The sequence below is a fragment of the Ruegeria sp. AB9 genome (assembly GCF_056542585.1).
The window spans coordinates 259227-280707 of sequence record NZ_JBQGAA010000002.1; the positions used below are offsets into that span (position 1 = coordinate 259227).

At 55.8% G+C, this 21481-nt stretch carries 26 protein-coding genes and 1 tRNA gene; 14 read left to right on the top strand and 13 right to left on the bottom strand.

Features of this window, described 5'->3' with window-relative positions:
• Nucleotides 1-5 precede the first annotated feature (5 nt).
• The 3 genes from ACR0K5_RS07115 to ACR0K5_RS07125 all read right to left on the bottom strand — a co-directional run bounded on the left by ACR0K5_RS07115 (nucleotide 6) and on the right by ACR0K5_RS07125 (nucleotide 4225).
• The gene (locus ACR0K5_RS07115) at nucleotides 6-437 is read right to left on the bottom strand and encodes a universal stress protein (protein WP_480629009.1); all 432 of its coding nucleotides are present in this window, start codon (nucleotides 435-437) and stop codon (nucleotides 6-8) included.
• A complete protein-coding gene (locus ACR0K5_RS07120; RefSeq protein ID WP_480629010.1) occupies nucleotides 434-3157 on the bottom strand; it encodes a TRAP transporter permease in 2724 nt (907 codons plus the stop codon). The genes ACR0K5_RS07115 and ACR0K5_RS07120 overlap by 4 nt, the downstream gene beginning before the upstream one ends.
• 99 nt (nucleotides 3158-3256) lie before the next feature.
• Nucleotides 3257-4225, bottom strand: a complete 969-nt coding sequence (locus ACR0K5_RS07125) for a TAXI family TRAP transporter solute-binding subunit (protein WP_480629011.1) — start codon at nucleotides 4223-4225, stop codon at nucleotides 3257-3259.
• Between the two features lie 304 nt (nucleotides 4226-4529).
• On the opposite strand from ACR0K5_RS07125, the gene ACR0K5_RS07130 reads away from it, so the two are divergent.
• Entirely contained in the window at nucleotides 4530-4781 is a 252-nt protein-coding gene (locus ACR0K5_RS07130) for a hypothetical protein (RefSeq protein WP_480629012.1), read from the top strand.
• A gap of 866 nt (nucleotides 4782-5647) precedes the next feature.
• On the opposite strand, the gene ACR0K5_RS07135 is transcribed toward ACR0K5_RS07130, so the two are convergent.
• Nucleotides 5648-6922, bottom strand: coding sequence for an alpha/beta hydrolase (locus ACR0K5_RS07135; protein ID WP_480629013.1), 1275 nt, complete (start codon nucleotides 6920-6922; stop codon nucleotides 5648-5650).
• A gap of 341 nt (nucleotides 6923-7263) precedes the next feature.
• Between ACR0K5_RS07135 and ACR0K5_RS07140 the strand changes: the two genes are divergently transcribed.
• The 7 genes from ACR0K5_RS07140 to ACR0K5_RS07170 all read left to right on the top strand — a co-directional run bounded on the left by ACR0K5_RS07140 (nucleotide 7264) and on the right by ACR0K5_RS07170 (nucleotide 10147).
• Nucleotides 7264-7587, top strand: a complete 324-nt coding sequence (locus ACR0K5_RS07140) for a hypothetical protein (RefSeq protein WP_480629014.1) — start codon at nucleotides 7264-7266, stop codon at nucleotides 7585-7587.
• Nucleotides 7584-8249 (top strand): hypothetical protein, encoded by a 666-nt coding sequence (locus ACR0K5_RS07145; RefSeq protein ID WP_480629015.1) that lies wholly within the window; start codon nucleotides 7584-7586, stop codon nucleotides 8247-8249. Before ACR0K5_RS07140 ends, ACR0K5_RS07145 begins: the two co-directional genes overlap by 4 nt.
• Nucleotides 8230-8628 (top strand): hypothetical protein, encoded by a 399-nt coding sequence (locus tag ACR0K5_RS07150; protein WP_480629016.1) that lies wholly within the window; start codon nucleotides 8230-8232, stop codon nucleotides 8626-8628. The genes ACR0K5_RS07145 and ACR0K5_RS07150 overlap by 20 nt, the downstream gene beginning before the upstream one ends.
• Nucleotides 8625-8888 (top strand): HTH domain-containing protein, encoded by a 264-nt coding sequence (locus tag ACR0K5_RS07155; RefSeq protein WP_480629017.1) that lies wholly within the window; start codon nucleotides 8625-8627, stop codon nucleotides 8886-8888. The genes ACR0K5_RS07150 and ACR0K5_RS07155 overlap by 4 nt, the downstream gene beginning before the upstream one ends.
• Nucleotides 8889-8951: 63 nt before the next feature.
• The gene (locus ACR0K5_RS07160; protein ID WP_480629018.1) at nucleotides 8952-9104 is read left to right on the top strand and encodes a hypothetical protein; all 153 of its coding nucleotides are present in this window, start codon (nucleotides 8952-8954) and stop codon (nucleotides 9102-9104) included.
• Entirely contained in the window at nucleotides 9101-9583 is a 483-nt protein-coding gene (locus ACR0K5_RS07165; protein WP_480629019.1) for a hypothetical protein, read from the top strand. Before ACR0K5_RS07160 ends, ACR0K5_RS07165 begins: the two co-directional genes overlap by 4 nt.
• 75 nt (nucleotides 9584-9658) lie before the next feature.
• The gene (locus ACR0K5_RS07170) at nucleotides 9659-10147 is read left to right on the top strand and encodes a tyrosine-type recombinase/integrase (RefSeq protein WP_480629020.1); all 489 of its coding nucleotides are present in this window, start codon (nucleotides 9659-9661) and stop codon (nucleotides 10145-10147) included.
• Between the two features lie 26 nt (nucleotides 10148-10173).
• Here the strand turns inward: ACR0K5_RS07170 and ACR0K5_RS07175 are convergent, their stop codons facing one another.
• Complete coding sequence (locus tag ACR0K5_RS07175; protein ID WP_480629021.1) at nucleotides 10174-10377, bottom strand: hypothetical protein; 204 nt, start codon at nucleotides 10375-10377, stop codon at nucleotides 10174-10176.
• A 429-nt stretch (nucleotides 10378-10806) separates the two neighbouring features.
• Nucleotides 10807-10892 (bottom strand) — tRNA-Leu (locus tag ACR0K5_RS07180).
• A gap of 147 nt (nucleotides 10893-11039) precedes the next feature.
• On the opposite strand from ACR0K5_RS07180, the gene ACR0K5_RS07185 reads away from it, so the two are divergent.
• The gene (locus ACR0K5_RS07185) at nucleotides 11040-11618 is read left to right on the top strand and encodes a YqaA family protein (protein WP_480629022.1); all 579 of its coding nucleotides are present in this window, start codon (nucleotides 11040-11042) and stop codon (nucleotides 11616-11618) included.
• Nucleotides 11615-12085, top strand: a complete 471-nt coding sequence (locus tag ACR0K5_RS07190) for a disulfide bond formation protein B (RefSeq protein ID WP_480629023.1) — start codon at nucleotides 11615-11617, stop codon at nucleotides 12083-12085. The genes ACR0K5_RS07185 and ACR0K5_RS07190 overlap by 4 nt, the downstream gene beginning before the upstream one ends.
• Here ACR0K5_RS07190 and ACR0K5_RS07195 read toward each other — a convergent pair.
• Entirely contained in the window at nucleotides 12082-12669 is a 588-nt protein-coding gene (locus ACR0K5_RS07195; RefSeq protein WP_480629024.1) for an HNH endonuclease, read from the bottom strand. The genes ACR0K5_RS07190 and ACR0K5_RS07195 overlap by 4 nt on opposite strands.
• Nucleotides 12670-12882: 213 nt before the next feature.
• On the opposite strand from ACR0K5_RS07195, the gene ACR0K5_RS07200 reads away from it, so the two are divergent.
• A complete protein-coding gene (locus ACR0K5_RS07200; protein ID WP_480629025.1) occupies nucleotides 12883-13488 on the top strand; it encodes an rRNA large subunit pseudouridine synthase E in 606 nt (201 codons plus the stop codon).
• Nucleotides 13489-13520: 32 nt separating this feature from the next.
• The gene (locus tag ACR0K5_RS07205) at nucleotides 13521-13946 is read left to right on the top strand and encodes a VOC family protein (protein ID WP_480629026.1); all 426 of its coding nucleotides are present in this window, start codon (nucleotides 13521-13523) and stop codon (nucleotides 13944-13946) included.
• A 103-nt stretch (nucleotides 13947-14049) separates the two neighbouring features.
• Here ACR0K5_RS07205 and ACR0K5_RS07210 read toward each other — a convergent pair whose 3' ends face one another.
• Genes ACR0K5_RS07210 through ACR0K5_RS07220 form a run of 3 tightly spaced genes read right to left on the bottom strand, consistent with a single transcriptional unit; the run spans nucleotide 14050 to nucleotide 15727 of the window.
• On the bottom strand, nucleotides 14050-14430 hold the full coding sequence (locus ACR0K5_RS07210) for an N-acetyltransferase family protein (protein ID WP_480629027.1): 381 nt from the start codon (nucleotides 14428-14430) through the stop codon (nucleotides 14050-14052).
• Nucleotides 14431-14432: 2 nt separating this feature from the next.
• Nucleotides 14433-15098 carry an alpha/beta hydrolase gene (locus tag ACR0K5_RS07215; protein ID WP_480629028.1) on the bottom strand — a complete coding sequence of 222 codons (666 nt, stop codon included), beginning with the start codon at nucleotides 15096-15098 and terminating at the stop codon, nucleotides 14433-14435.
• Complete coding sequence (locus ACR0K5_RS07220; RefSeq protein WP_480629029.1) at nucleotides 15095-15727, bottom strand: DNA-3-methyladenine glycosylase family protein; 633 nt, start codon at nucleotides 15725-15727, stop codon at nucleotides 15095-15097. Before ACR0K5_RS07220 ends, ACR0K5_RS07215 begins: the two co-directional genes overlap by 4 nt.
• A gap of 97 nt (nucleotides 15728-15824) precedes the next feature.
• Here ACR0K5_RS07220 and ACR0K5_RS07225 point away from each other — a divergent pair, with 97 nt between their 5' ends.
• Nucleotides 15825-17051 carry an MFS transporter gene (locus ACR0K5_RS07225; protein WP_480629030.1) on the top strand — a complete coding sequence of 409 codons (1227 nt, stop codon included), beginning with the start codon at nucleotides 15825-15827 and terminating at the stop codon, nucleotides 17049-17051.
• On the opposite strand, the gene ACR0K5_RS07230 is transcribed toward ACR0K5_RS07225, so the two are convergent.
• Genes ACR0K5_RS07230 through cysS form a run of 3 tightly spaced genes read right to left on the bottom strand, consistent with a single transcriptional unit; the run spans nucleotide 17052 to nucleotide 20862 of the window.
• Nucleotides 17052-17828: a squalene/phytoene synthase family protein gene (locus ACR0K5_RS07230; protein WP_480629359.1), complete on the bottom strand. Its 777-nt coding sequence runs from the start codon at nucleotides 17826-17828 to the stop codon at nucleotides 17052-17054.
• Nucleotides 17829-17830: 2 nt separating this feature from the next.
• A complete protein-coding gene (gene cimA, locus ACR0K5_RS07235; RefSeq protein ID WP_480629031.1) occupies nucleotides 17831-19465 on the bottom strand; it encodes a citramalate synthase in 1635 nt (544 codons plus the stop codon).
• Nucleotides 19465-20862, bottom strand: a complete 1398-nt coding sequence (gene cysS / locus ACR0K5_RS07240) for a cysteine--tRNA ligase (RefSeq protein ID WP_480629032.1) — start codon at nucleotides 20860-20862, stop codon at nucleotides 19465-19467. Before cysS ends, cimA begins: the two co-directional genes overlap by 1 nt.
• A gap of 219 nt (nucleotides 20863-21081) precedes the next feature.
• Between cysS and ACR0K5_RS07245 the strand changes: the two genes are divergently transcribed.
• Complete coding sequence (locus tag ACR0K5_RS07245) at nucleotides 21082-21426, top strand: MmcQ/YjbR family DNA-binding protein (protein ID WP_480629033.1); 345 nt, start codon at nucleotides 21082-21084, stop codon at nucleotides 21424-21426.
• Nucleotides 21427-21481 lie beyond the last annotated feature (55 nt).

Sequence of the window (21481 nt, forward strand, 5' to 3'; positions counted from 1 at the left end):
TGTGGTCAGCGCACCACGTAAACAGAAACGTTGGAATGCCGCACCACTCGCGCGGCATTCGGGCCCAGCAGGTAATCCTTGAAATCCGGCTTATGCGCGCCGATTACGATCAGATCGGAACCGGCACCTTCGGCGGTTTTCAGTATCTCCTGATAGGCAGTTCCAGTCGCCACCACATGACGGATGCTCTCATTGCGCTCCGCCCCCAGCGCCGACACGCAAAGCGCCGTCAGATTGGCCTGAGCCTCCTCAAGTGCTTTCTCGTGGAAATCGGACTCAAAGAAACCCGAGACCCAGCTTTCCCCGAAATCCGGCAGCACAGTCACAACATCCAACTGTGCCCCCTCCGAGTCCGCCAGTGAGGCTGCTTTTTGCAGAACCGGTGCATCAATCTCGCCATTGCTGATATCAATGGCACACAGAACCGAACGTGTCATGCGGGCACCTCTTGTCTGGCGGCACGGCCGCGTTGCAGAAAAGCGATGAGACCCAACAGGATCATCGCTGGAAGATAGACCAGCTGCTTGGGAGGCTGGCTGGAGGGCAAGCTGACCGAAGTCAGGCGCACGGCTTCATCGCCGTAATAGTCGAAAATGCCGAGATCATCCGCTACCGGTGTGCCGAACAACGGCTCTTCTAGTTTGATCAGCCCATCCTCGGGTAACAGCAGCAGACCCATCGCCTCGACCCGGGCGGCACCGCCATCTTCCTCGCCCACGGTGACCACAACGGTTGTGTCCACCATTTCAAGCGTGTCGAAATCGGGGCCGGCAACAACCAGTCGCACTTCCGTACCCGGCGGGGTCTGACCGATCGTTTCTTCGAACGCGGCCGGATCAACCGTTTGGAATGGAGGCGAGATACGATCCATGAAGAAGTCCGGCCTGAACAAGGCAAACGCGACGAAGATCAATGCGATGCTTTCATAGATCCGACTGCGGGTCAGGAAATACCCCATCGTACCCGCCGTAAACACAAGGATCGCTATCGTCGCGAAAATGGCGACTATGATCCCTTCGACCCACGTTACATCGATCAATAGAAGATCGGTGTTGAAGATGAACACGAAGGGAAGTGCCACGGTGCGCAGGCTGTAGAAAAACGCCGTGAAACCGGTTTTGATCGCATCCCCGCCCGAGACGGCCGCAGCGGCGAAGCTGGCCAGACCGACAGGCGGTGTGACGTCAGCCATGATCCCGAAGTAGAAAACGAACAAATGAACCGCGATCAGCGGCACGATCAGCCCGCTCTGCGCGCCAAGTTCAACGACCACACCGGCCATCAGAGAGCTGACGACGATGTAGTTTGCCGTGGTCGGCAGTCCCATGCCCAAAACAAGGCTCAGAAGACCCACGCAAATCAACACGAAAACAAGGGTGGTTCCTGTCATGTCCTGCGCGCGCTCGGCGACAGTTCCTTGGAATTCGGTCAAGCCGATCACATCCGTAACAGGGCTGATCATGTGAACAAAAATTGCTGCGAAGTAAGTCAATCCATATGCCATGGCCTCAACCAGATCGGCCATCACTTGTCCAATCCCGGTCAGCGTCACAGTGCCTACGATCACACCCGCCGTAGCGGTGGCCAGTGCGATCCCGATCATGTTGCGCGCACCGGCTATCATCCCCTCCCACAGGTCAACGATTCCATCCACAAACGCATTAGCGACTTGGCTTTGACCCCGGAAAATGGCCTTGAGTGGCTTTTGCGTCGCTAAAATGACGAATAGCAACGCCGTGGCCCAGAACGCCGACAGACCGGGGGATTTTTGTTCGATCATCAGGAAGTAGACCAGAACAATAATCGGCAGCAGGTAGTGCAGACCGGCCTTGTAGATCTTGGTAATATCCGGCAGTTCCACTGTCTTCGCATTGGGATCGTCAGGTTCAAGATCCGGAACCTGCGCAGCAAGCGCGACCAGCCCCACATAAACCAGCAGGATGGCTACTGTTACCAGCAAATCTGCCATACTGGGCACAAAGACTTCGGCGGCATCGACCGGGAATTGCGACCCATAGCACAAGCCCGCGAATACAGCAAAAAAACTGGCCATCCCAACAATCGTCCGAGCCAGATGTACGTCGCGATCGCCCAGCGTGGGCATATTCCGCTTCACGGCCTCAAGGTGCACGATATAGACCAGCGCGATGTAAGAGATCGCGGCGGGCAGGAAGGCATGCGTGATCACCTCGACGTACGATATGCCCACATATTCCACCATAAGAAAGGCCGCAGCGCCCATCACCGGCGGCATGATCTGGCCGTTCACGGACGAGGCAACCTCGACCGAACCGGCCTGCTCGCTGCTGAACCCGACCCGCTTCATCAGCGGGATGGTGAAGGTGCCTGTGGTGACAACATTGGCGATGGACGAGCCCGAGATCAGGCCGGTCGCGGCTGACCCCACAACCGCCGCTTTGGCGGGGCCACCGCGCAGGTGCCCCAGTGCGCCGAACGCCATCTTGATGAAGTAGTTTCCGGCTCCGGCTTTTTCGAGCAGGGCGCCGAACAGCACGAACAGGAAGACAAATTTCGTAGACACGCCAAGCGCGATGCCAAACACGCCCTCGGACGTGATCCACATATGGCTCATCGCCTTTTTCAGGCTGGCCCCTTTCCAGCGGATAACTTCAGGCACCCATTCGGACGAACCAAAGAAGACATAAGCCAAGAATATTGTCGCAATGATTGCCATCGCCGGGCCTAGCGCACGACGCGCGGCCTCAAACAGCAGTAGCAACCCAAGCAAGGCGACCCATTTGTCCGTATCATCGGCCAAACCACCTGCATTGACGATTTTGTCGTAAAAGAAATAGCCATAAAGCGCGACGAACGCGCCCACCAAACCCATGATCCAATCCTGAATCGGGATGTAGCCACGCGGGCTGGATTTCAGCGCAGGATACGCCGCAAAGGCCAGAAACAGAGCGAAGGCCAGGTGAAACTGCCGCGCATTGTTCACAACGCTGCCGGGCAACACATAGTTTGCCAGCGGCGATGCCAGAACAACTTGGAAAATCGACCAGATCGCAGCAACGATCGCCAGGAAAACACCTACGTTCCCGACCGGGTTGCGTCCTCCGGCGTCAGAAGATGCGACCAGATCCTGAAGCTCTTCTTCGGATAGCGGACGATTGGATTGAGTGTCGGAATTCATCAAATGTCTCCCCGTCGCGGCCATTTTCGGCCTTCTAATTCACCTGTTTGGTACAGGCGTTGTGCAGGGCGCCCGTAGGCACCCTGCATCAGGTCTGGGTTACTGAATCCAGCCCTTTTCTTTGTAGTACTTCTCGGCACCCGGATGCAGCGGAGCCGACAGGCCATCGGCGATCATCTCTTCGGGCTTCAGGTTGGCAAACGCCGGGTGCAACTTTTTGAAGTCATCGAAGTTCTCGAAGACCGAGCTGACAACCGCGTAAACCGCATCTTCCGAAACGTCAGCCGAGGTCACGAAGGTCGCACCGACACCAAAGGTCGCGGTGTCGCCGTCCGAACCACGATACATGCCACCAGGGATGGTCGCAGTACGGTAGAACGAATTGTCGTCAACCAGCTTGCTGACAGCGTCGCCGCTGACGTTCACCAGAACCGAATCACATGCGGTGGTGGCTTCCTGAATCGAACCTGATGGGTGACCAACGGTGTAGACCATTGCGTCAATCTGGTTGTCGCACAGAGCCGCAGACTGTTCAGCCGCTTTCAACTCGGTCGCCAGTTCGAAATCGTCGGTGGTCCAGCCCATTTCACCCAACAGAACTTCCATGGTGCCGCGCTGGCCGGAACCGGGGTTGCCGATGTTGACGCGCTTACCTTTGAGGTCTTCAAAGTTGGTGATACCGGAATCAGCACGAGCCACAACAGTGAACGGCTCGGGGTGTACCGAGAACACAGCACGCAGGTTTTCGAAGGGGCCAGCCTCTTCGAATTTCGAGCTGCCGTTATAGGCGTGGTACTGCCAGTCGGACTGGGCAACACCAAACTCCAACTCGCCTTCACGAATGGTGTTGATGTTGTAGACCGAGCCACCCGTCGATTCGACCGAGCAACGCACGCCGTGCTCTTTGCGGCCCTTGTTGACCAGACGGCAGATTGCACCACCTGTCGGATAGTAAACGCCGGTTACACCGCCGGTACCGATTGTAATGAACTCTTCGGCATATGCCGCCGGAGCCATAAGGGCTGCCGTGACGAACGCGCCGACGCTCAACTTGCTGCTGTGTTTCATTTGTTAACTCCCACGTTTTTGTTTGGCAGTCGGAAATCAGATTGATCGCCCTGCTCAGGGAAGCGTGCCGATAATACAATACGGCCCGCATCGCAACGGCTACAAATCTTTGAATTTTCCAATTTCTCCCAACCCTTGTGAGGTTTCATTCAGATACCCACAATGTCAAGGCCAGCACCGCCCTGACCCGCGTCAATTCGCATATATGAGCATAAATTCCGAACTTTCCCCTTCAGCTCACCACGAACCGTCCAGTTTTCACCTGAGCACCCCAAACCCAAAACTTGGCCTCAATCCCGGTGCCATGAACCGGTACGAGTCGCCGCGAAACAGCGCAAACCGCGACTCGGATGTGGACAGAGAGCATGTCACGCATGTGCGTTCAGGTGGCTCTGAAAAAGAGTACGTCATAACAAGCCGGGTCGTGGTCAAAGCCAGGATCTATCCTGCGGGAGAATCGATGACCTTTCCGCTGACGCAGGGCCAGAACGTTGTGACCTTCGCGGTAGATTGCAAAAGCCTCAAATACGACATGATGGTCAAAGGTGCGGGTTAGAACTTTAACCACGGCGCCTGCGCAGCGTCCTGACACGCGCGTATTCGTTATGCTGAGACAGTTGGTAGTGTGGTGCCCAAGGAGCGCCTCTAGTGGTGTCCATCGACGTAAAAAGGATTGTATATCCCCCGCATGTCCCTTGTTTTCTGCGCTCTGGCGGCTTGATGGTGCCCGATGCGGTGACATATTCCCGACCTAAGTGTGCTGTCTGTGTGCTGGTAGGTAGTTCGATCAGGGGGCACCGGGGGGGTCGCGCGGCATCTATATCTATCTCTGGCACTCACAATTTTCTGCCGATTGAGGGAAACGCAATGCTGGAAAAGACCATTGATGACCAGAGGGTTTCCTAACTTCACCAACACCTTAGCAACGCTTTTGGGGCCACCTGTGCGGCCAACCTCTAAGCTCACCTGTAGGTTCCCCTGCTGATGACGCTGATAGCTTCCCCTCAAAGTACCCTGTCGGCTCGCCGTGGGGCGTCCTAAGGAGCGTGAAATGGTAGATTAGGGTTCGATCATTCTTTTCAACAAACCAAAGCCGAGAGGCTCTAAGGTTCCCCCTGATGGTATGCCTGAATAATTCAGGTGCCCTATCAGGTTCTAACCTTAAGGTGAGGACTTACCTGTTCTTGCGAACATGGTGATGATGTATCAACTGCAAGTGATGGCAAGCTATCATCAATCCTCAATTGGTCTTTCGGAGCGAATGCGACCCTTGAGTGTTCCCTGATGGTGCCCCTTAAGAAAGGACTGAACTAAAACTCTTATCTAACGGGAATTTGGACTTAAGTGCCTTATTTATATAGTACAAATTGACCCTCAGGAGAGTTCATCTCTCCCAGCCTATTCTTGTTCCAGCCTTGGGCATTAGGCGGGCATAACCCAGTAAGTGCCACGAGCGTTTGTTTTGGACTTAAGTGTAGGCATTCGTTGCGGCGGAGGGCGTTCACCCTTCAACATAAGCTGGCCCAGATCATCCAGTACTCCCCTGTCTTCGGCGTAAACAGAGTGATTCAGCGCGAACAGAGATGTACCAACAGCACTGACGTCTATTGTATCAATTTCGGGGAATATCGCTGGACCTTCGTTTGAAACGTCCCCTGCGCGTGGGTAATCGTTCCTTAGTTTCTTAGACAACAAAAGTGCTCTATCGGTATTACACGCGTACAGCGTAACGCCATTTGCGTAGTTGGTGAAATGATGCGCAATTTGATTGAATATCCCTACGTCGATATCGGGCGCTGCAAGTATTAACTGATCGATAGTCTTGCCCTTCCTACTAGCCAATTTTGTGCCAACTGTTTTCATCATCTCAGCAAGCGCGGCATTACCCATAGAATGAACAACCAAATGCAGTTTTTCTACATTTTCAGTCTTAAGGATAATGTCGATAAAGTCGTCGAGATGTGGCGCCGCGAGAGCAGCACTATCCATATCGGTCGCATAGTTTGAAACAGTTCCCACAGCAGGCCAAGAAAACATGAAGGCCGGGCCGTCAAAGTTGAGATCGTGGCTTAACTGTGCTGCTCGGTAGAGAGCATTGTCGAATGTGACATTGAACCCGTGAACAAAAAGAAATGCGGAACTTTTGAACCGATCTGACTCTTCAAGTTCTATTGCTGACAACTCCTGCAGTTTGCTGGAACTCAGTTCTTCAATTTTGAGAACGCTAAAGTGCTTTTCAGGACTCTCTTCCTGCTCCCATAGGCGGAATCCAGCGAAAACAAGCGAAAGAGGTCGATTGACCTTCCCTATTTTTCGTTTCTTAGGAACAGAGATATAAGCCCTGCCTGTTTTCAGCACATCCGTACGCTCATCTGTATAGTCGAGCCGTTCGGTTGACTTACCAAGTCCTCGGTTGGTGCCGAAGAACACCGTCTGAATGTCGAAGGGCAAAGGCGTATCACCTGTGAGAACGACGTTTAAATCACCACCAGAAACGTCACCAGTTATGGTAATATTGGCTGCTCGCTTAGATTTCAATTCCAGTTGGACGGCATCGCTTCTAGACGAACGACGACTCTTTATGAGCGCGAAGTTGAAAACAACTAAGACGATCACCAAAATGCCTAAGTGATACCAATCCAAAAATGGTCTAATAAACTCTGATATAGTTCTAACAAGCTCTGATGCATCTGACATAACACAAATCCACTCACCTAAAATCTCCAGTATTCTACGCTAAACGACTTTTTCCACCAACCACCTGAAAACCCAGATGTTTGAAACAGATGTTGCAAAAGCAACTCGTAGGTTCAAATTCAGCGTGGAACACCCAAAACTGAACAGCCTTCGAAACCTCTGAATTAGGCACGTGCAAACGGTCTCAAAACAAAGAGATTGGGACTCACCGGCGTAAGCCTTTACCCGGTAGCAAGAGATTTAGGTCGCTCTTAAAGCCCAGCCTTCACGCCCCACCTAGCGAACTCTCTCAGCCGCGCCTCACGTCCACCATAAGTATTCTCAGCAACCGACTGAGCGGAATGGCCGAGTTCTTGCGCAAGCATGACGCTTGGGACGGCGGCGAGTTCGTAACGCTGGAAATCGACGGTCAGACCTTTGTCGTGGTTGATATCGGTATGCGGATGCTGACACCGCGCGAGCTGTTCACCGCGCAGGGCTTCCCGTCCGACTACGTGATTGAGGGCGCTTGGAAAGAAAAGGGCGACGAGTGGATCTGGCAGCCCTTCCCCAAAACCGTACAGGTGAGTTGTTGCGGCAATAGCGTCAGCCCCTTCCCCGCCTGCGCACTCATTCAAGCCAACTGCGGCCATCTGGTCGAAGATTTGCAAAGGAAAGCAGCATGAGCAAACGCCAATTGAACATACACTTTCACGAAACATTTATCGGGATCACGCAAGACGATCCAAACGACCCTACGTTCCGCGAAGAAATCTATGGCGGCCTCATTCGGCAAATGCGCGAGCGTGGCTGGTCAATAAAAGCCAACCCCCACACAAAGAAACACTATTCCATACTGAGCCATAATCATCGGATTGCCACAAAAGGTTCGTTGCTGGCTTCAATCGAAATCGGCGGGCGCAGTGTTGAAGTTAAGGTTTGGGCCGATACCTGGCCTATCGATAACCGAAATGGTCGGCGCTATGATTTCGACAAGTTCGATCGTATGGAATACCTCGACCAAAAACGGTTCCGGATCGAAGTTCGAAAGATCTCAGAATGGCTTGAAGGCATTGCCGACGTCACCGTTTCAAAAGGTCGGTCTGCGCTTCGCCGTGATCTGACAGCCCTTGAGCGCGTCGAAAAGGGCTACGCCGAAAGTTCGCATTCAGACAAAGAGCTAGGGCGGCCAATTTGTCAGTATGCGAATAATCGCAAATCGAAGGATGGGCTTGAACTGCACCACGGCCAAACGGTTTGGTTCGCAGGTCGTGACGGTCGTATTCGTCGCGGAAAGGCTTTCTATAACATCAATAATATGTGGTGGGTTGTTTTTTGGGAAGAATGACCTAAACAACTTTGCCTGTTGGGAAATCTACGCCCAGCGCCCCGGAAATCTGCGTCACATACGGAACGAAAAGAAACGGCGTGAACGGTTAGAGCGCGAGCTGACAATTGCTGTGCGAACCGCCAACTACCGCCGAGCTGAAACCCTGCACCACATCATCTTTGGTAACGAGCCCGCCTATATGATCTGGGCCCGAGACAAAGACGCCTACTATGGCGCAAATTACTGCGGCTACACGTCGGATTCCGTTTCTGCCGGTAAATATACACGCCAAGAGGCCGAAAAAGAGGTGCGGCGTGTTCCTCAGGAACTCGAAATGGTTTGCCCAGATGGCCAACGCATTCGGTTTGAGGTCAAAACTCGCAGGAGGGCCGCGTGACGCCCAACGAACAGGATTGGCGCGGCGAGCACCTGATCCGGTGTCAGCGCCCCGAGGACGATGCAGAACCCGACACCCGCGTGAACGAACTGGATCTGCGGCGTAAAAGGGTCGCGAAGCTGATCAACTCAAACCTGACCGCCCCCCAAATCGCCCAGCGCCTCGGGGTGTCCGATAGTGTCGTCTACAAGGACGCGGCCAAGCTGCAAATGAAACTAACCGGCGCAAAAGCACCGGGCCCGAAGCCAAAAGCTGCGTGAGAGGCAAACGCCATGAACATGCCATGGCTTGCCAAAGAAAAGACCGCAGCTAAGCTGCTGGACATGTCGACGAAGGAATTTCGCGATTTGGTGGACAATGGCGCTTTGCCGCCCCCTAAGAAGTTGGCGGGCGGAATTGAACGTTGGAACATGCGGGACCTGTGCGCGATCGCGAACGGCGATCCCGCGCGCCCCGAGGAAGATATCGAAGTATGAGCCGACCACCTAAACCTCGCATCGTAAAGCCTCGTCTTGTCTGGAAATTCAACAAGTCGAAAGAGGTTTGGGAGCCCAATTACCGGATCACGTGGACAGAGAACGGTAAGCCGAAACAGCGCACGATTCTGCTCAAGTGGAAGGGCGACCCGAAAGAACTCGATGCGCTCTATTGGGCTTGTCAGGCTGGCCGTCATGAAAAGAAGCAGAAGCCCGAGAAATACACGTGGAAAGATCTGGTTGAAGCATGGCGAACTGATAAGCGAATTCAGGCCAGGCTTAGCGAAGGCACCAAAACCTCATATCGCTGGGAAATGGACAGCCAGCTATTGAACAACGCGAACAAGGACGTTCGTCGAACCACAAAACAGGGAATGCGAAAGGTGCGTGACGCTCTTTCGGACACTCCAAGGAAGGCTGATAAGCGCCTGCAAACGGTCAGCCTTTTGTGGAACTACGCTGTCAACAAACTGGATTAGCCGCTCGGACCCAACCCGACGGTTGGAATCGAGCACTTCGGCAAACAACGCGAGTTCGAGCCATGGCCTGAGTGGATGGTCAAAAAGCTGGCAGATGCCCCGCCTGTTGTTCGCACCGCTGCCGAGTTGATCCTTGGAACAGGGCAGCGCCCGAATGCGGCAATCCAGATGGAGCGCAAACAGTTCCGGGGCGAGTGGATGGACGTTCCGGACGAAAAGTCCGACGAACTGTTCGAAACCTACTGCCCCGGCGACCTGCGCGAATACATCGCCTCGCTGCCCGCCTCTGGCGCTCACGTGCTGTCCAAGAACCTGACCGAGCCTTTGGGCTACAACGTTGTAGAGAAAGCGTTCCGTGCCTGGCGCAAAGATCTGGGTCCGAAGGCAAAGCCTTTTGTTCTGCACGGCCTACGCAAACTGGCGATTGTCCGGCTTGCCGAGGCCGGTTGTTCTGACGCTGAAATTCAGGCCGTCACAACCCAAAGCGCCGAAATGGTCGCATACTATCGTCGCAAGGCTGACCGTCGCAGGCTGTCGAAAGCAGCGCAAAAACGAAGGCTTTAGCCCACTGGCTTCTCTAAGTGGCGGGCCTATTGGCCGGTTTTCTCAATGGTTGCGCCGCCCTGCACAAGAACCGGCGTTCCTTCGCGGGCAGCCGAAGACCCCATGATTTCCTCAAGTTGCGACAGATCCATTTCACCGGTTGGAACCAGAACAATGGTAGTCCCTGATACTGCACTTTCCTCTAGAAATTCCGACATCTTCAGGGTTTGTGTGCCTGGATAACCAGGCATGGGTTCACCGGGTTGGATAGTGCTGGGATCGGTAACACGCCCCACCGAATAAACGATATTGCCGACGTCAACACCGCCACTAATTGGCACAGCGACAAACGAATCTGCGCTTTGCGGCGAAGGGTCAGCTTCCTCAGCGGCTACGCAAGCGCCGAATCCAATGGTAAAACAAAGCGATGAAACGATAATTTTCTTACAGTATGGCAAAGTTGTGCTCCCGAAATAAGATCGTCCTATCCGGGCAGATTAGGAGTTAAACACTTATTTAACAACGCAATTTAGTCTTGGCCCGCCGAGATTCCTTTTCGAGAACGCATTGAGGAACAGAACAAGACCAGAACGAGAAAGTGTGAGTTAGATGTGTGAGAAAGGGAAAACCCTTAAAAGAAAAAACAGGTGGCAGGTTCCCCTAACCCCCTGTTTTTACTTTGGTACCCAAGGCCGGACTCGAACCGGCACGGTATCACTACCGGGGGATTTTGAATCCCCTGCGTCTACCATTCCGCCACTTGGGCCACGGACATTGGATTAGCGCCCATCCGAGCGAAGGTCCAGAGGCAAAAACCATCGAATAATCCATTTGTTTCACCCTCGGCTGTTGACGGTCCGTCAGGTGCATGGTTTGGCTTGGCTCCAGACCGAAAACGGGATTTGAGTGCTTTATGTTACGATCGCTTTATGACTGGACCATTCGTCTGGCCGAACATCCTCATGCGCTGTGGGCGCTGGCCATTGTGGCCTTCATCGAAAGTTCGTTTTTTCCGATACCTCCAGATGTATTGATGATTCCGATGATTCTGGCCCGCCCGTCACGCGCCTGGTTGATCGCAACCGTTGCGCTGGTGGCTTCGGTGTTGGGCGGGATGCTTGGATATGCGATTGGTGCGTTCTTTTATGAAAGCATCGGCCAGCCCATTCTGGAATCCATGGGCAAAGCCCACGCAATGGAAGAATTCAACACCCGCTTTAACGACTTCGGTTTCTGGGCCGTGCTGGCCGCCGGTGTGACGCCCTTCCCCTACAAGGTCATAACCATTATGTCCGGCTGGACCGGCATGCCGATTGGAACCTTCATGGCAACCTCGATTCTGGCACGCGCGTTACGGTTTTTCCTTGTCGCGGGCCTGCTCTGGGGCTTTGGAGAGCCGATCCGCGACTTCATCGAAAAGCGCCTTGGGCTCATGTTCACTCTGTTCATCATCCTCCTGTTCGGTGGATTCCTGGTGGTAAAATACTTATGACGAGACGTTCGCAACTTGTTTTACTGGCAAGTCTTGGGTCCCTGATCCTTCTTCTTTCCGCTTTTGGCTTTCAGCATCTGGGCGGGCTTGCACCGTGTAAAATGTGCATCTGGCAGCGATACCCGCATGCGGTGGCCATCGCGATTGGTGCTGTGGCGCTTACGCTGCCCCGGCTTAACTTCCTGCCGTTGCTGGGTGCATTGGCCGCGGCGACGACTTCGGCCATCGGTGCATTCCATGCCGGAGTTGAGCAAGGCTGGTGGGAAGGTCCCAACAGCTGCACTTCAGGCGATATCAGCGGGCTGAGCAGCGACGATCTGTTCGATCAGATCATGTCCGCGCCGTTAGTGCGTTGCGATGATATCCCCTGGGAGATGTTCGGAATATCGATGGCGGGTTGGAATGCCATTGCTTCTGCTGTGCTGGTGTTGATCTGGCTTGCCGCTTGGAGATCTCGCGCGGCTTAAAACTCGTCCAGCTCCGCATCCCAGTACAGAAAATCGATCCAGCTTTCATGCAGGTGGTTTGGCGGGAATTTCCGTCCGATATTGCGCAACGCTTCGGCATCGGGCTGACGCGGCGGCTTGCGCAGCGTCATCCTCGCCTGACGCAGCGACTTTGATCCTTTGTGCAGGTTGCATGGGCTACAAGCCGCCACCACGTTCTGCCAGCTGGTCACACCACCAGCGGCCCGCGGTACCACATGATCAAAAGTCAGGTTGTCACGGCTGCCGCAGTACTGGCAGCGGAATTCATCCCGTAGAAATAAATTAAAGCGCGTGAAGGCCACGCGCTTTCTGGGTTTTACATAGTCTTTCAAAACAACGACCGAGGGTATTCGGATCTCGGTACTCGGGCTTCGGACAACTTCGTCATATTCGGCCACGATATCCACCCTGTCCAGCCAGGCGGCCTTGATCGCTTCTTGCCAGGGCCACAGCGACAACGGGTAATAAGACAAGGGGCGATAATCGGCGTTCAAAACCAGGGCCGGGTGATGCTTGAGCGTACCCGGCTCCCTTACAAATTCGGTCCTGAAGTCTCCGTCCATCACAGAATCGCTCCTCGCTCTCAGCTGCCCGTTTGTGACACCAGAGCGGGGAGCACCCGCCCCGGTCTTTTAATAACTATATATCGTGTTAAAACTCTGACAAGCCCTGAGTTTCCACAATATGTCGCCGACTGGGTAAAGCGAATCCGTAACAAGCTTGTGACGGTTATCCACAGCTTGCGCCGGGGGTGTTCTTCGGGCTATGCGCGGGACATGTCCTGGTTCATTCGCTTCAACAAACCTTATGATGTGCTGCCGCAGTTCACCGACCGCGCCAATACGGACGGTCCGCGTAGTACTTTGTCTGATTTTATCGATCTGCCTGGCGTCTATCCAGCAGGCCGGTTGGACCGTGACAGTGAGGGTTTGATGCTGCTGACGGATCACGGAAAGCTGCAATCCCAGATTTCAGACCCGAAACACAAAATGGCCAAAACCTATTGGGTTCAGGTCGAAGGCATCCCCGACGAGGCTGCCCTCAAGGCACTGCGCAACGGTGTTGAGTTAAAAGATGGTCTGACCCGCCCAGCCAAGGCGCGTCAGATCGACGAGCCGGATCAACTTTGGCCCCGCACTCCACCGATCCGCGAGCGCAAGACCGTACCGGACTGCTGGCTAGAGCTCACAATACGCGAAGGCAAAAACCGTCAGGTTCGCCGGATGACCGCCGCCGTAGGTCTGCCGACCTTACGCTTGATCCGCTACCGCGTCGGAGACTGGACCTTGGACAATCTTGAACCCGGGCAATGGGACAGCCTGCCCATGCCGGCGCTGAACGCTGCCCCGCAACGCAAACGCGACCGTCGCCCGCGACGGTGACATACCCTGCCCTGATCTGCTAAACTCGGGCCATGAAGATAACGCCTGATATTCCGGCTCCGTCGGCCATTCTGGAAGCGGCGCTCTACGTCGATGATCTGGGGGCAGCAGAACAGTTTTATGGTGAGGTTCTGGGGCTTGAGCGCATTCAGCGTGTCGCTGATCGCCATGTGTTCTATCGCATTGGCGGATCGGTACTGCTGATTTTCAACCCTGACCAAACCGAGCAACCACCCCTCAACCCGGACATGCCCGTTCCGCCCCACGGTGCGCGCGGCCCGGGACATGTGTGTCTTGTCCTGTCGCGTGAGGAAATCGCGGCAATGCGTAAACATCTTCTGGACTGGAATATTCCCGTAGACGCCGAGTTTGACTGGCCCGGTGGCGTTCGGTCTTTGTATGTGCGCGACCCGGCTGGAAACTCGGTAGAGTTCGCCGAAGGCCACTTGTGGGACTAATCCAGTTCAAACCGTTTCGAGATTCTGTTCACCGGCGTACCATCGCGCAACGGCACTCCATAGGCGACAGAGTAATCTCTGAAACCCATTTTTTCATAATAGCTTAAGCCCGGAACGTTATCTGCCCGAATGGTCGCATTGATTGCACGAAATCCCAGCGCAACCGCCGTTTTGACGGATTCCAGAAACAGAGCACGTCCGGACCCACGAAGGGTGGGCCTGCGCCGCGTGAATGTGGCGATATCTGCGCAGTCTTCCGGCAACGCCTAATGCGTTCCAAACATTGAAAGCCGGCTACGTCGCCCTGATCATCAAGGGCAACGTGGCAGCAGATCTTGTCCGCACCTTCCAGATAGCTTTGCATGAACAAGGGCTCTGAAAACGGAACTTCGAACGCGGTTGTACCTCCGATTTCGATGATCTGATTGAGGATGCGGCACGCCTCGGCCACATCCTCTCGCATCATCGGTCGGACAGCGATCACGTTTAAAGGCTCAGCTTGTCGCGCATGAAGGCCAGCGCAACGCTGAGCCCGTCCGGGGCGATGCCGTGACCCGTGCCTTTCATGACGTGGGCATAAACCTCTTTGAAATCCGCAGCCTGCAAGGCTTCCGCGGCTTCAGGCAGCGATTGTGGCGGGACAACGTCGTCGGCATCGCCATGCACCAGCAAGACGGGCATCCGGCTGATTGTTTCATCCGCCAACAGGTCGGGCTCCAGCAAACGGCCCGAAAAAGCGACAACCCCGGCCACAGGGTCTTCCCGGCGGGGCGCGACATACAGGCTCATCATCGTGCCTTGGCTGAAGCCAAACAGGACAACCTGTTCAGGCAAAACATCCTCATCCACCATCAGGGCGTCCAGAAAGGCGTTGAAGTCCTCGACCGCCATCTCCATGCCCCGGCGCGCCTCTTCTTCGGAAGACCCGTCAATCCAGGGGATCGGGAACCATTGAAATCCATTGGGCATTCCGGGGATCTGCTCGGGCGCGTCGGGGGCCACGAACAACGTGTCGGGCAGATGTTCACCCAGCGGATCGGCCAAACCCAGCAGGTCGGCACCGTTTGCGCCATAGCCATGCACGAACACCACAACCGAGCGCGTGTCCCCCGAAACAGGCTCTTTCCTAAGCGCATTCAAAACCCGTGTCATCTGATCCCTTCTCTTTGCTTTGCAACCCGGTAATAGGCCCACAACACCCGCGCCGCAACCGAACGCCAGGGTGACCATGCCTCGGCCATTTTTCGCAGTTCTTTGTCCGTTGGACGTTTGGGCAAATCATAAAGGACACGTGCTGCTTCTTGCAGCGCCAGATCGCCGGGTGCGATCACGTCCGCACGACCAAGCGAGAACATGGCATAGATTTCGGCAGTCCAGACACCGATGCCTGAAACCTGAGTCAGTGTTCTGATAACCTCTGCATCAGGTGCGTCTCGCAAGGCCTTGTAATCTATTCGCGCTTCGGCCAACGCCCGCGCGTATCGGATCTTCTGTCGGCTTAGGCCCACTGCCCGCAGCTCGTCATCCGTAGCCCACATGATTTTGCGCGGGCCGGTCAGTTTGGCATCCTGCAACCGTTTCCAGATCGCGTTGGCCGAAGCCACGCTGACTTGCTGACTGACAATGGCACTCAGCAGTTGCGCAAACCCATCAGGTCGGCGGCGCAAGGGCAAAGGGCCGGTCTGATCCATCGCATAGGCCATCCGCGGACAGGTTTGGGCCAACCATTCGGCCCCTTCCGTTACGCAATCCGGCGTTTCGATGATGCGACCTACGGACATGCGGCCTCCCTGCTCGACTATCTCGGGCACGTTAGGCGCATGTGACGCAGATGCAAGCCGCTTGTGCCGCAAACACTTAGCCGATAACCATTCGCACATGACCATGACATCAACCCTTCCAGACGACCGACAGGCCAAACGCAACGTGGCGGTCTTGGTGGCTGCTCAGGCCATCCTGGGTGCGCAAATGCCGATGATGTTCATCGTCGGAGGGCTTGCAGGTCAGTCGCTGGCGTCAAACCCCTGTTTGGCGACCCTGCCCATATCGCTGATCGTTCTGGGATCAATGCTGGCGGCCACACCTATCTCTGCCATCATGCAGAAATGGGGCCGTCGCGTGGGGTTCCTTGTTGGGGCGACAGCCGGCGCAATGGGGGGGCTGATCGGTGCCTACGGCCTGTTCCACGGCTCATTTCCGATCTTCCTTGTCGGCAGTCTGCTGACCGGCATTTACATGAGTGCCCACGGTTTTTACCGGTTTGCGGCAGCCGACACGGCATCTGACGATTACCGCCCTAAGGCGATTTCCTACGTGATGGCCGGTGGATTGGCAGCCGCCGTTATTGGCCCTCAGATCGTCAAGTTCACCTCAGAGGCTTACGTTATTCCGTTTCTGGGAACATATTTGGCTGTCATCGGGATCAATGTTCTGGGCTCAGCGCTGTTCTTCTTTCTCGACATCCCTACGCCTGCGAAACCCACAGCTGACGAACCCAAGGGACGGTCAAGGCTGGAGTTGCTGAAAACGCCTCGCATCGCCGTGGCGATCATCTGCGCCATGGTGTCCTATGCACTGATGAACCTTGTGATGACCTCGACACCGCTTGCAGTTGTCGGATGCGGATATTCCGCCAATGACGCAGCGGACATCGTCACCAGCCACGTTCTGGCAATGTATGTCCCCAGTTTCTTTACCGGCCACCTGATTGCCCGGTTTGGCGTGGAAAGGATTGTGGCGCTGGGTCTGGCGATCCTTGCCGCAGCGGGTTTGGTCGCCTTGCAGGGTGTTGAATTGGGGAACTTTTTCGTCGCCCTCGTCCTATTGGGCGTTGGCTGGAACTTCGGCTTCATCGGAGCGACCACAATGCTGGCCGCCTCGCATGAACCGCAAGAGCGCGGCCGGATGCAGGGCCTCAACGACCTGCTGGTGTTTGGCGGAGTGACGCTGGCGTCTCTGGCCTCGGGCGGGTTGATGAACTGTTCGGGCGGCTCTGCAATCGAGGGATGGACAGCCGTAAACCTGGCCATGATCCCCTTGCTGACGCTGGCGGGTGGTGCCCTTCTGTGGCTGGTCCTGCGCCCCGCCGATCCCGAAAGCGTCTGATCACCAACGCCCGCTGCCAACTGTCCACATCAGTGACAGTCGTTGATGCAACTCGCCCGGATCAAGCGCCCCTTCTGCCACTCGTTCCGGCCGTGCGATAACCTGTTTCAGAACCCATTCCGCCAGCCACCCTGCGTAGAGCGCGGGGCGAGCCAGTCCTGACACTTCGGTCCGGTTCGATTGCGCCTTGTGCAAACGATCAAGGGCAGATTGCGCCAGCTTCTGCACCCCATCCGCCGTGCCGTTCAGCAAAGGTATGCGACCCCGGTTTTCCAACTCAGGAATGGCGCGAAACCAGTTTGCCACACCTACCCCGTATCCAAATTCACGCAACACAGCTTCATCCGCCGCACCCAGTGCCTGCGCAGAGGCAACAAAAAGCGACCCGGAACTGTGATTGATATAGGCGTCGAAATGCTCCTGGTCCTCAAACGGATCACGGTATATATCCCAACGCCTTACAGCGACATACTCATCTAACACACCGGCCAAATGCGGTGACAGAACTCTGGAAAGAGGCGTCACCACTTCATGCCTGCGGACATTCGCCCCTTCGGCAATCTCCTGCAGGGCATCGCGCCACCATTGCAGCCGCATCTCGGCAATCATTGCTTCCTGCGTCACCCACGGCGCACGGGCGACTTCAACATTCAGTGCGTAGATCGGAAACAGAACTGCCCGGGCCGGCACAGGTGCGGCCATTGTGGCGCGGAACCGGTCAGGATCAGCGCGCTGCACCAATGCGGCACAGGCTTTGACATCGTCGTCAAAAATCACACTCACTCGGCCGCTGCCTTTTGTGGATCGCAATCCCGTACCAGTTTCCACTGTATCGCATCCAGCAGCGCCTCAAAGGACGCATCGACTATGTTCGCGCTGACGCCTACGGTCGACCACCGCCGCCCCTGCCCGTCTTCGCTGTCGATGATGACGCGTGTGACCGCCTCGGTCCCCCCCTGAGTGATGCGCACCTTGAAGTCGACAAGGCGCATATCCGACAAAATCTGCGAGTATTGACCCAGATCCTTGGCCAAAGCCTTGGCCAGAGCGTTCACAGGCCCCCGGTCGCTGCCCGACTCGTCCATGGACTCGCTGACGGACAGTTTCTTCTCGCCGTCCACTTTCACAACAACAACGGCCTCGGAGAGGCTGACCATTTTGTTGTACTTGTTCTTCCGCCGTTCAACAGTGACCTTGTAACGTTTGACCTCAAAAAACTCGGGCAGTTGGCCCAGTTCATCCCGCGCCAGCAGTTCGAAACTGGCTTGCGCGGTGTCATAGGAATAGCCATCCGCTTCACGATCTTTGATCCGTTCCAGGATTCGGCCCAATGCGGGATCACCGGCTTCAACGCTCAGCCCCGCCTCGGTCAGGCGTTTACGCAGGTTCGACTGACCAGCCTGGTTCGACATCGGAATGATGCGTTCATTGCCAATGCTCGCCGGGTCCACATGCTCATAAGTCGACGGGTCCTTCAGGATCGCGCTTGCGTGAAGACCGGCCTTATGTGCAAAGGCCGAAGCCCCTACATAAGCAGCTTGCTTACTTGGAACTCGGTTCAGAACGTCATCCAGCATTCGGCTGGTACGGGTCAACCCGGCCAGAGCTTTCGGATTAACGCCGGTTTCAAGCTGCGAGGCATAAGGTTCTTTCAGCAGCAGTGTCGGAATCAGAGCGGTCAGGTTCGCATTGCCACAGCGTTCGCCCAAACCATTCAGGGTTCCCTGAATTTGCCGGGCACCTGCCTCAACAGCAGCCAGCGAACAGGCCACCGCATTCTCGGTATCGTTGTGGGTATGAATACCCAATCGATCACCCGGCAAGCCTGCCGCGATAACCTCAGATACAATCCGCCCGACATCGGACGGCAACGCGCCGCCATTGGTGTCACACAGTACAACCCATCGCGCTCCGGCATCCAGCGCCGCACGGCATACTTCCGTCGCGTATTCCGGGTTGTCTTTGTATCCGTCAAAGAAATGTTCCGCATCAAACAGGGCTTCACGCCCCTGCGCCACGATATGCGCGACCGAAGCGCGAACATTTTCGGTGTTCTCTTCAAGCGAAATGCCAAGCGCGTGGGTCACATGATAATCATGCGACTTGCCCACCAGACAGACAGCCTGCGTGCCCGCATTCATCACAGCGGCCAAAACGTCGTCATTCTCAGCCGAACGCCCTGCCCGCTTGGTCATGCCAAAGGCCGTCAACCGGGCCGAAGTCCTTGGGGCAGCTTCGAAAAATGCGCTGTCCGTAGGGTTGGCGCCGGGCCAACCGCCTTCGATGTAATCCACCCCCAATGCGTCCAGCGCCTGTGTGATCTGCACTTTTTCAGCGGTCGAGAACTGAACGCCCTGCGTCTGCTGTCCGTCGCGCAGTGTGGTGTCGTAGAGGTAGAGGCGTTCCTTGGCCATCAGACCTCCTCCAGCTTGGCGGCATCAAAGCCGGTGCCAGGCACCAGTTCAACACCTTCCTTGCTCATTCGGACCTCAAGCCCCGCTGCAACATACGCTGCCTTGAGCCGATCAACCTCCGAGAAGTCCTTGTTTTGCATCGCAGACGCGCGTGCGTTCGCTAAACGATCCGCATGGGCAGTAAGGTCAACAGACGCTGTATCGGCCCAATCCCCTATCTCGGGCAACAGCAGACCCAGCAGTTGTGCGCTCGCCAACAGACCTGCCGCGTCTCCATCTGCCGCCAGACGGTAAAGTTCCGCCATGGCACCTGCTGTATTCAGATCATCGCTCAGCGCCGCGATCACCTCAGGTGCCGCGCTGGCTGCGGGCTCAATGCCCGCTGTCAGCGCCCGCCATTTGCGCAGCATTGTCTCTGCCTCACGGGCCTTCTTCTCGGTCCAGTCCATCGGCTTGCGATAATGCGTCTGCAGGAAGACGAAGCGGATCACTTCTCCCGGTACGCCTTGCTCCAGCAGATCATGCACGGTGAAGAAATTGCCCAGCGACTTGGACATTTTCTTGCCTTCGACCTGCAGCATCTCGTTATGCATCCAGACACGCGCGAACTCCCCATGCGGGTGCGCGCATTTGCTCTGGGCAATCTCGTTCTCGTGGTGTGGGAACATCAGGTCGTTGCCGCCGCCATGTATGTCAAAGCTCTCGCCCAGAAGCTCATAAGCCATGGCCGAGCATTCGATGTGCCACCCCGGACGTCCCCGCCCCCATGGGCTGTCCCAGCCTGGCAACTCATCGGTTGAAGGCTTCCACAAAACGAAATCCATCGGGTTCTTCTTGTACGGCGCCACCTCGACCCGTGCGCCTGCGATCATGTCATCTACCGACCGGCCAGACAGCTTGCCGTAGCTTTCCTTCCAGCTGTCGACCGCGAACAGAACATGGCCTTCGGCGGCATAGGCATGGCCCTTGGCAATCAGATCTTCGATCATCGCGATCATCTGAGCGATGAACTGAGTCGCGCGCGGCATTTCGTTTGGCTCTAGCGTGCCCAAAGCACCCATATCGTGAAGATACCAGCCAATCGTCTCGTCCGAGCGTTCCTGAACCAGTTGCTCCAACGACCTTTCGGCTCCGGCTTGTTTGCGCTTCAGCGCGGTTGCATTGATCTTGTCATCCACGTCGGTGAAATTGCGCACATAAGTCACTTGATCCGGGCCGTACACATGGCGCAACAGACGATACAACGTGTCGAACACAACCACCGGACGGGCATTGCCCAGATGCGCGCGGTCATAGACCGTTGGGCCACAGACATACATCCGCACGTTATCAGGGTCGATCGGTACGAAGTCTTCCTTCGTCCGCGTCCGCGTGTTGTGCAGCTTGATCGTCGTCATCGGTCGGGCTCCTAAGAAACAGCAAAGGCTTGCGCGTTGGCGCGGGCTTAGCAACTTGTCTCAGGGATGAAAACGAAAGAAACCGGCCCGCTTGATAAATCAGCAGGTAATGCAGCAGATAATGATGCAGGTCACCGGGTTCATGACCCATCGGTTAGCACGGGATCCGCTTTAAGCCAAGCATTGAGTTTATTCGAGCGCTTGGGCACAGTGCAGGTCATGGACCGAGATTACGTCAATTCCATCTGCAAAGAATTCCCCGGTGCCGAGGTGTCTGACCCATGGGGCGGCGGGCATGACGCCTGGAAAGTCGGCGGCAAGATGTTTGCCTGTATCGGCACGGCAAATGACGGCGTATCGGTCAAAACGCCTGACGTGGAAACGGCGCAGATGGTGATTGATGCCGGTGTCGGAGTGAAAGCCCCCTATTTCCACCGCAGCTGGGTCCGCCTTCCGTTTGACGCAGAGGTAGAGGAATTACGACATCGTTTGACGGTTTCTTATGACCTCGTTCGCGCGTCGTTGACAAAAAAGGTACAAGCGACATTACCACCGCGAAGCTGATTGACAAACGGCCACTGCTCTGCCCCATTCAGCGCGAAGCAATCCAGGGGCGATG

Coding starts and splice junctions, on each gene's coding strand:
- ACR0K5_RS07195 (WP_480629024.1), bottom strand. CDS start 12,669: ATGGACGGAGACTTCAGGACCGAATTTGTAAGGGAGCCGGGTACGCTC.
- ACR0K5_RS07125 (WP_480629011.1), bottom strand. CDS start 4,225: ATGAAACACAGCAGCAAGTTGAGCGTCGGCGCGTTCGTCACGGCAGCC.
- ACR0K5_RS07170 (WP_480629020.1), top strand. CDS start 9,659: ATGGTCAAAAAGCTGGCAGATGCCCCGCCTGTTGTTCGCACCGCTGCC.
- ACR0K5_RS07215 (WP_480629028.1), bottom strand. CDS start 15,098: ATGACACGGGTTTTGAATGCGCTTAGGAAAGAGCCTGTTTCGGGGGAC.
- cysS (WP_480629032.1), bottom strand. CDS start 20,862: ATGACGACGATCAAGCTGCACAACACGCGGACGCGGACGAAGGAAGAC.
- ACR0K5_RS07190 (WP_480629023.1), top strand. CDS start 11,615: ATGACGAGACGTTCGCAACTTGTTTTACTGGCAAGTCTTGGGTCCCTG.
- ACR0K5_RS07160 (WP_480629018.1), top strand. CDS start 8,952: ATGTCGACGAAGGAATTTCGCGATTTGGTGGACAATGGCGCTTTGCCG.
- ACR0K5_RS07220 (WP_480629029.1), bottom strand. CDS start 15,727: ATGTCCGTAGGTCGCATCATCGAAACGCCGGATTGCGTAACGGAAGGG.
- ACR0K5_RS07245 (WP_480629033.1), top strand. CDS start 21,082: ATGGACCGAGATTACGTCAATTCCATCTGCAAAGAATTCCCCGGTGCC.
- ACR0K5_RS07130 (WP_480629012.1), top strand. CDS start 4,530: ATGAACCGGTACGAGTCGCCGCGAAACAGCGCAAACCGCGACTCGGAT.
- ACR0K5_RS07185 (WP_480629022.1), top strand. CDS start 11,040: ATGTTACGATCGCTTTATGACTGGACCATTCGTCTGGCCGAACATCCT.
- cimA (WP_480629031.1), bottom strand. CDS start 19,465: ATGGCCAAGGAACGCCTCTACCTCTACGACACCACACTGCGCGACGGA.
- ACR0K5_RS07115 (WP_480629009.1), bottom strand. CDS start 437: ATGACACGTTCGGTTCTGTGTGCCATTGATATCAGCAATGGCGAGATT.
- ACR0K5_RS07175 (WP_480629021.1), bottom strand. CDS start 10,377: ATGCCTGGTTATCCAGGCACACAAACCCTGAAGATGTCGGAATTTCTA.
- ACR0K5_RS07120 (WP_480629010.1), bottom strand. CDS start 3,157: ATGAATTCCGACACTCAATCCAATCGTCCGCTATCCGAAGAAGAGCTT.
- ACR0K5_RS07200 (WP_480629025.1), top strand. CDS start 12,883: ATGTCCTGGTTCATTCGCTTCAACAAACCTTATGATGTGCTGCCGCAG.
- ACR0K5_RS07135 (WP_480629013.1), bottom strand. CDS start 6,922: ATGTCAGATGCATCAGAGCTTGTTAGAACTATATCAGAGTTTATTAGA.
- ACR0K5_RS07165 (WP_480629019.1), top strand. CDS start 9,101: ATGAGCCGACCACCTAAACCTCGCATCGTAAAGCCTCGTCTTGTCTGG.
- ACR0K5_RS07225 (WP_480629030.1), top strand. CDS start 15,825: ATGACCATGACATCAACCCTTCCAGACGACCGACAGGCCAAACGCAAC.
- ACR0K5_RS07140 (WP_480629014.1), top strand. CDS start 7,264: ATGGCCGAGTTCTTGCGCAAGCATGACGCTTGGGACGGCGGCGAGTTC.
- ACR0K5_RS07205 (WP_480629026.1), top strand. CDS start 13,521: ATGAAGATAACGCCTGATATTCCGGCTCCGTCGGCCATTCTGGAAGCG.
- ACR0K5_RS07145 (WP_480629015.1), top strand. CDS start 7,584: ATGAGCAAACGCCAATTGAACATACACTTTCACGAAACATTTATCGGG.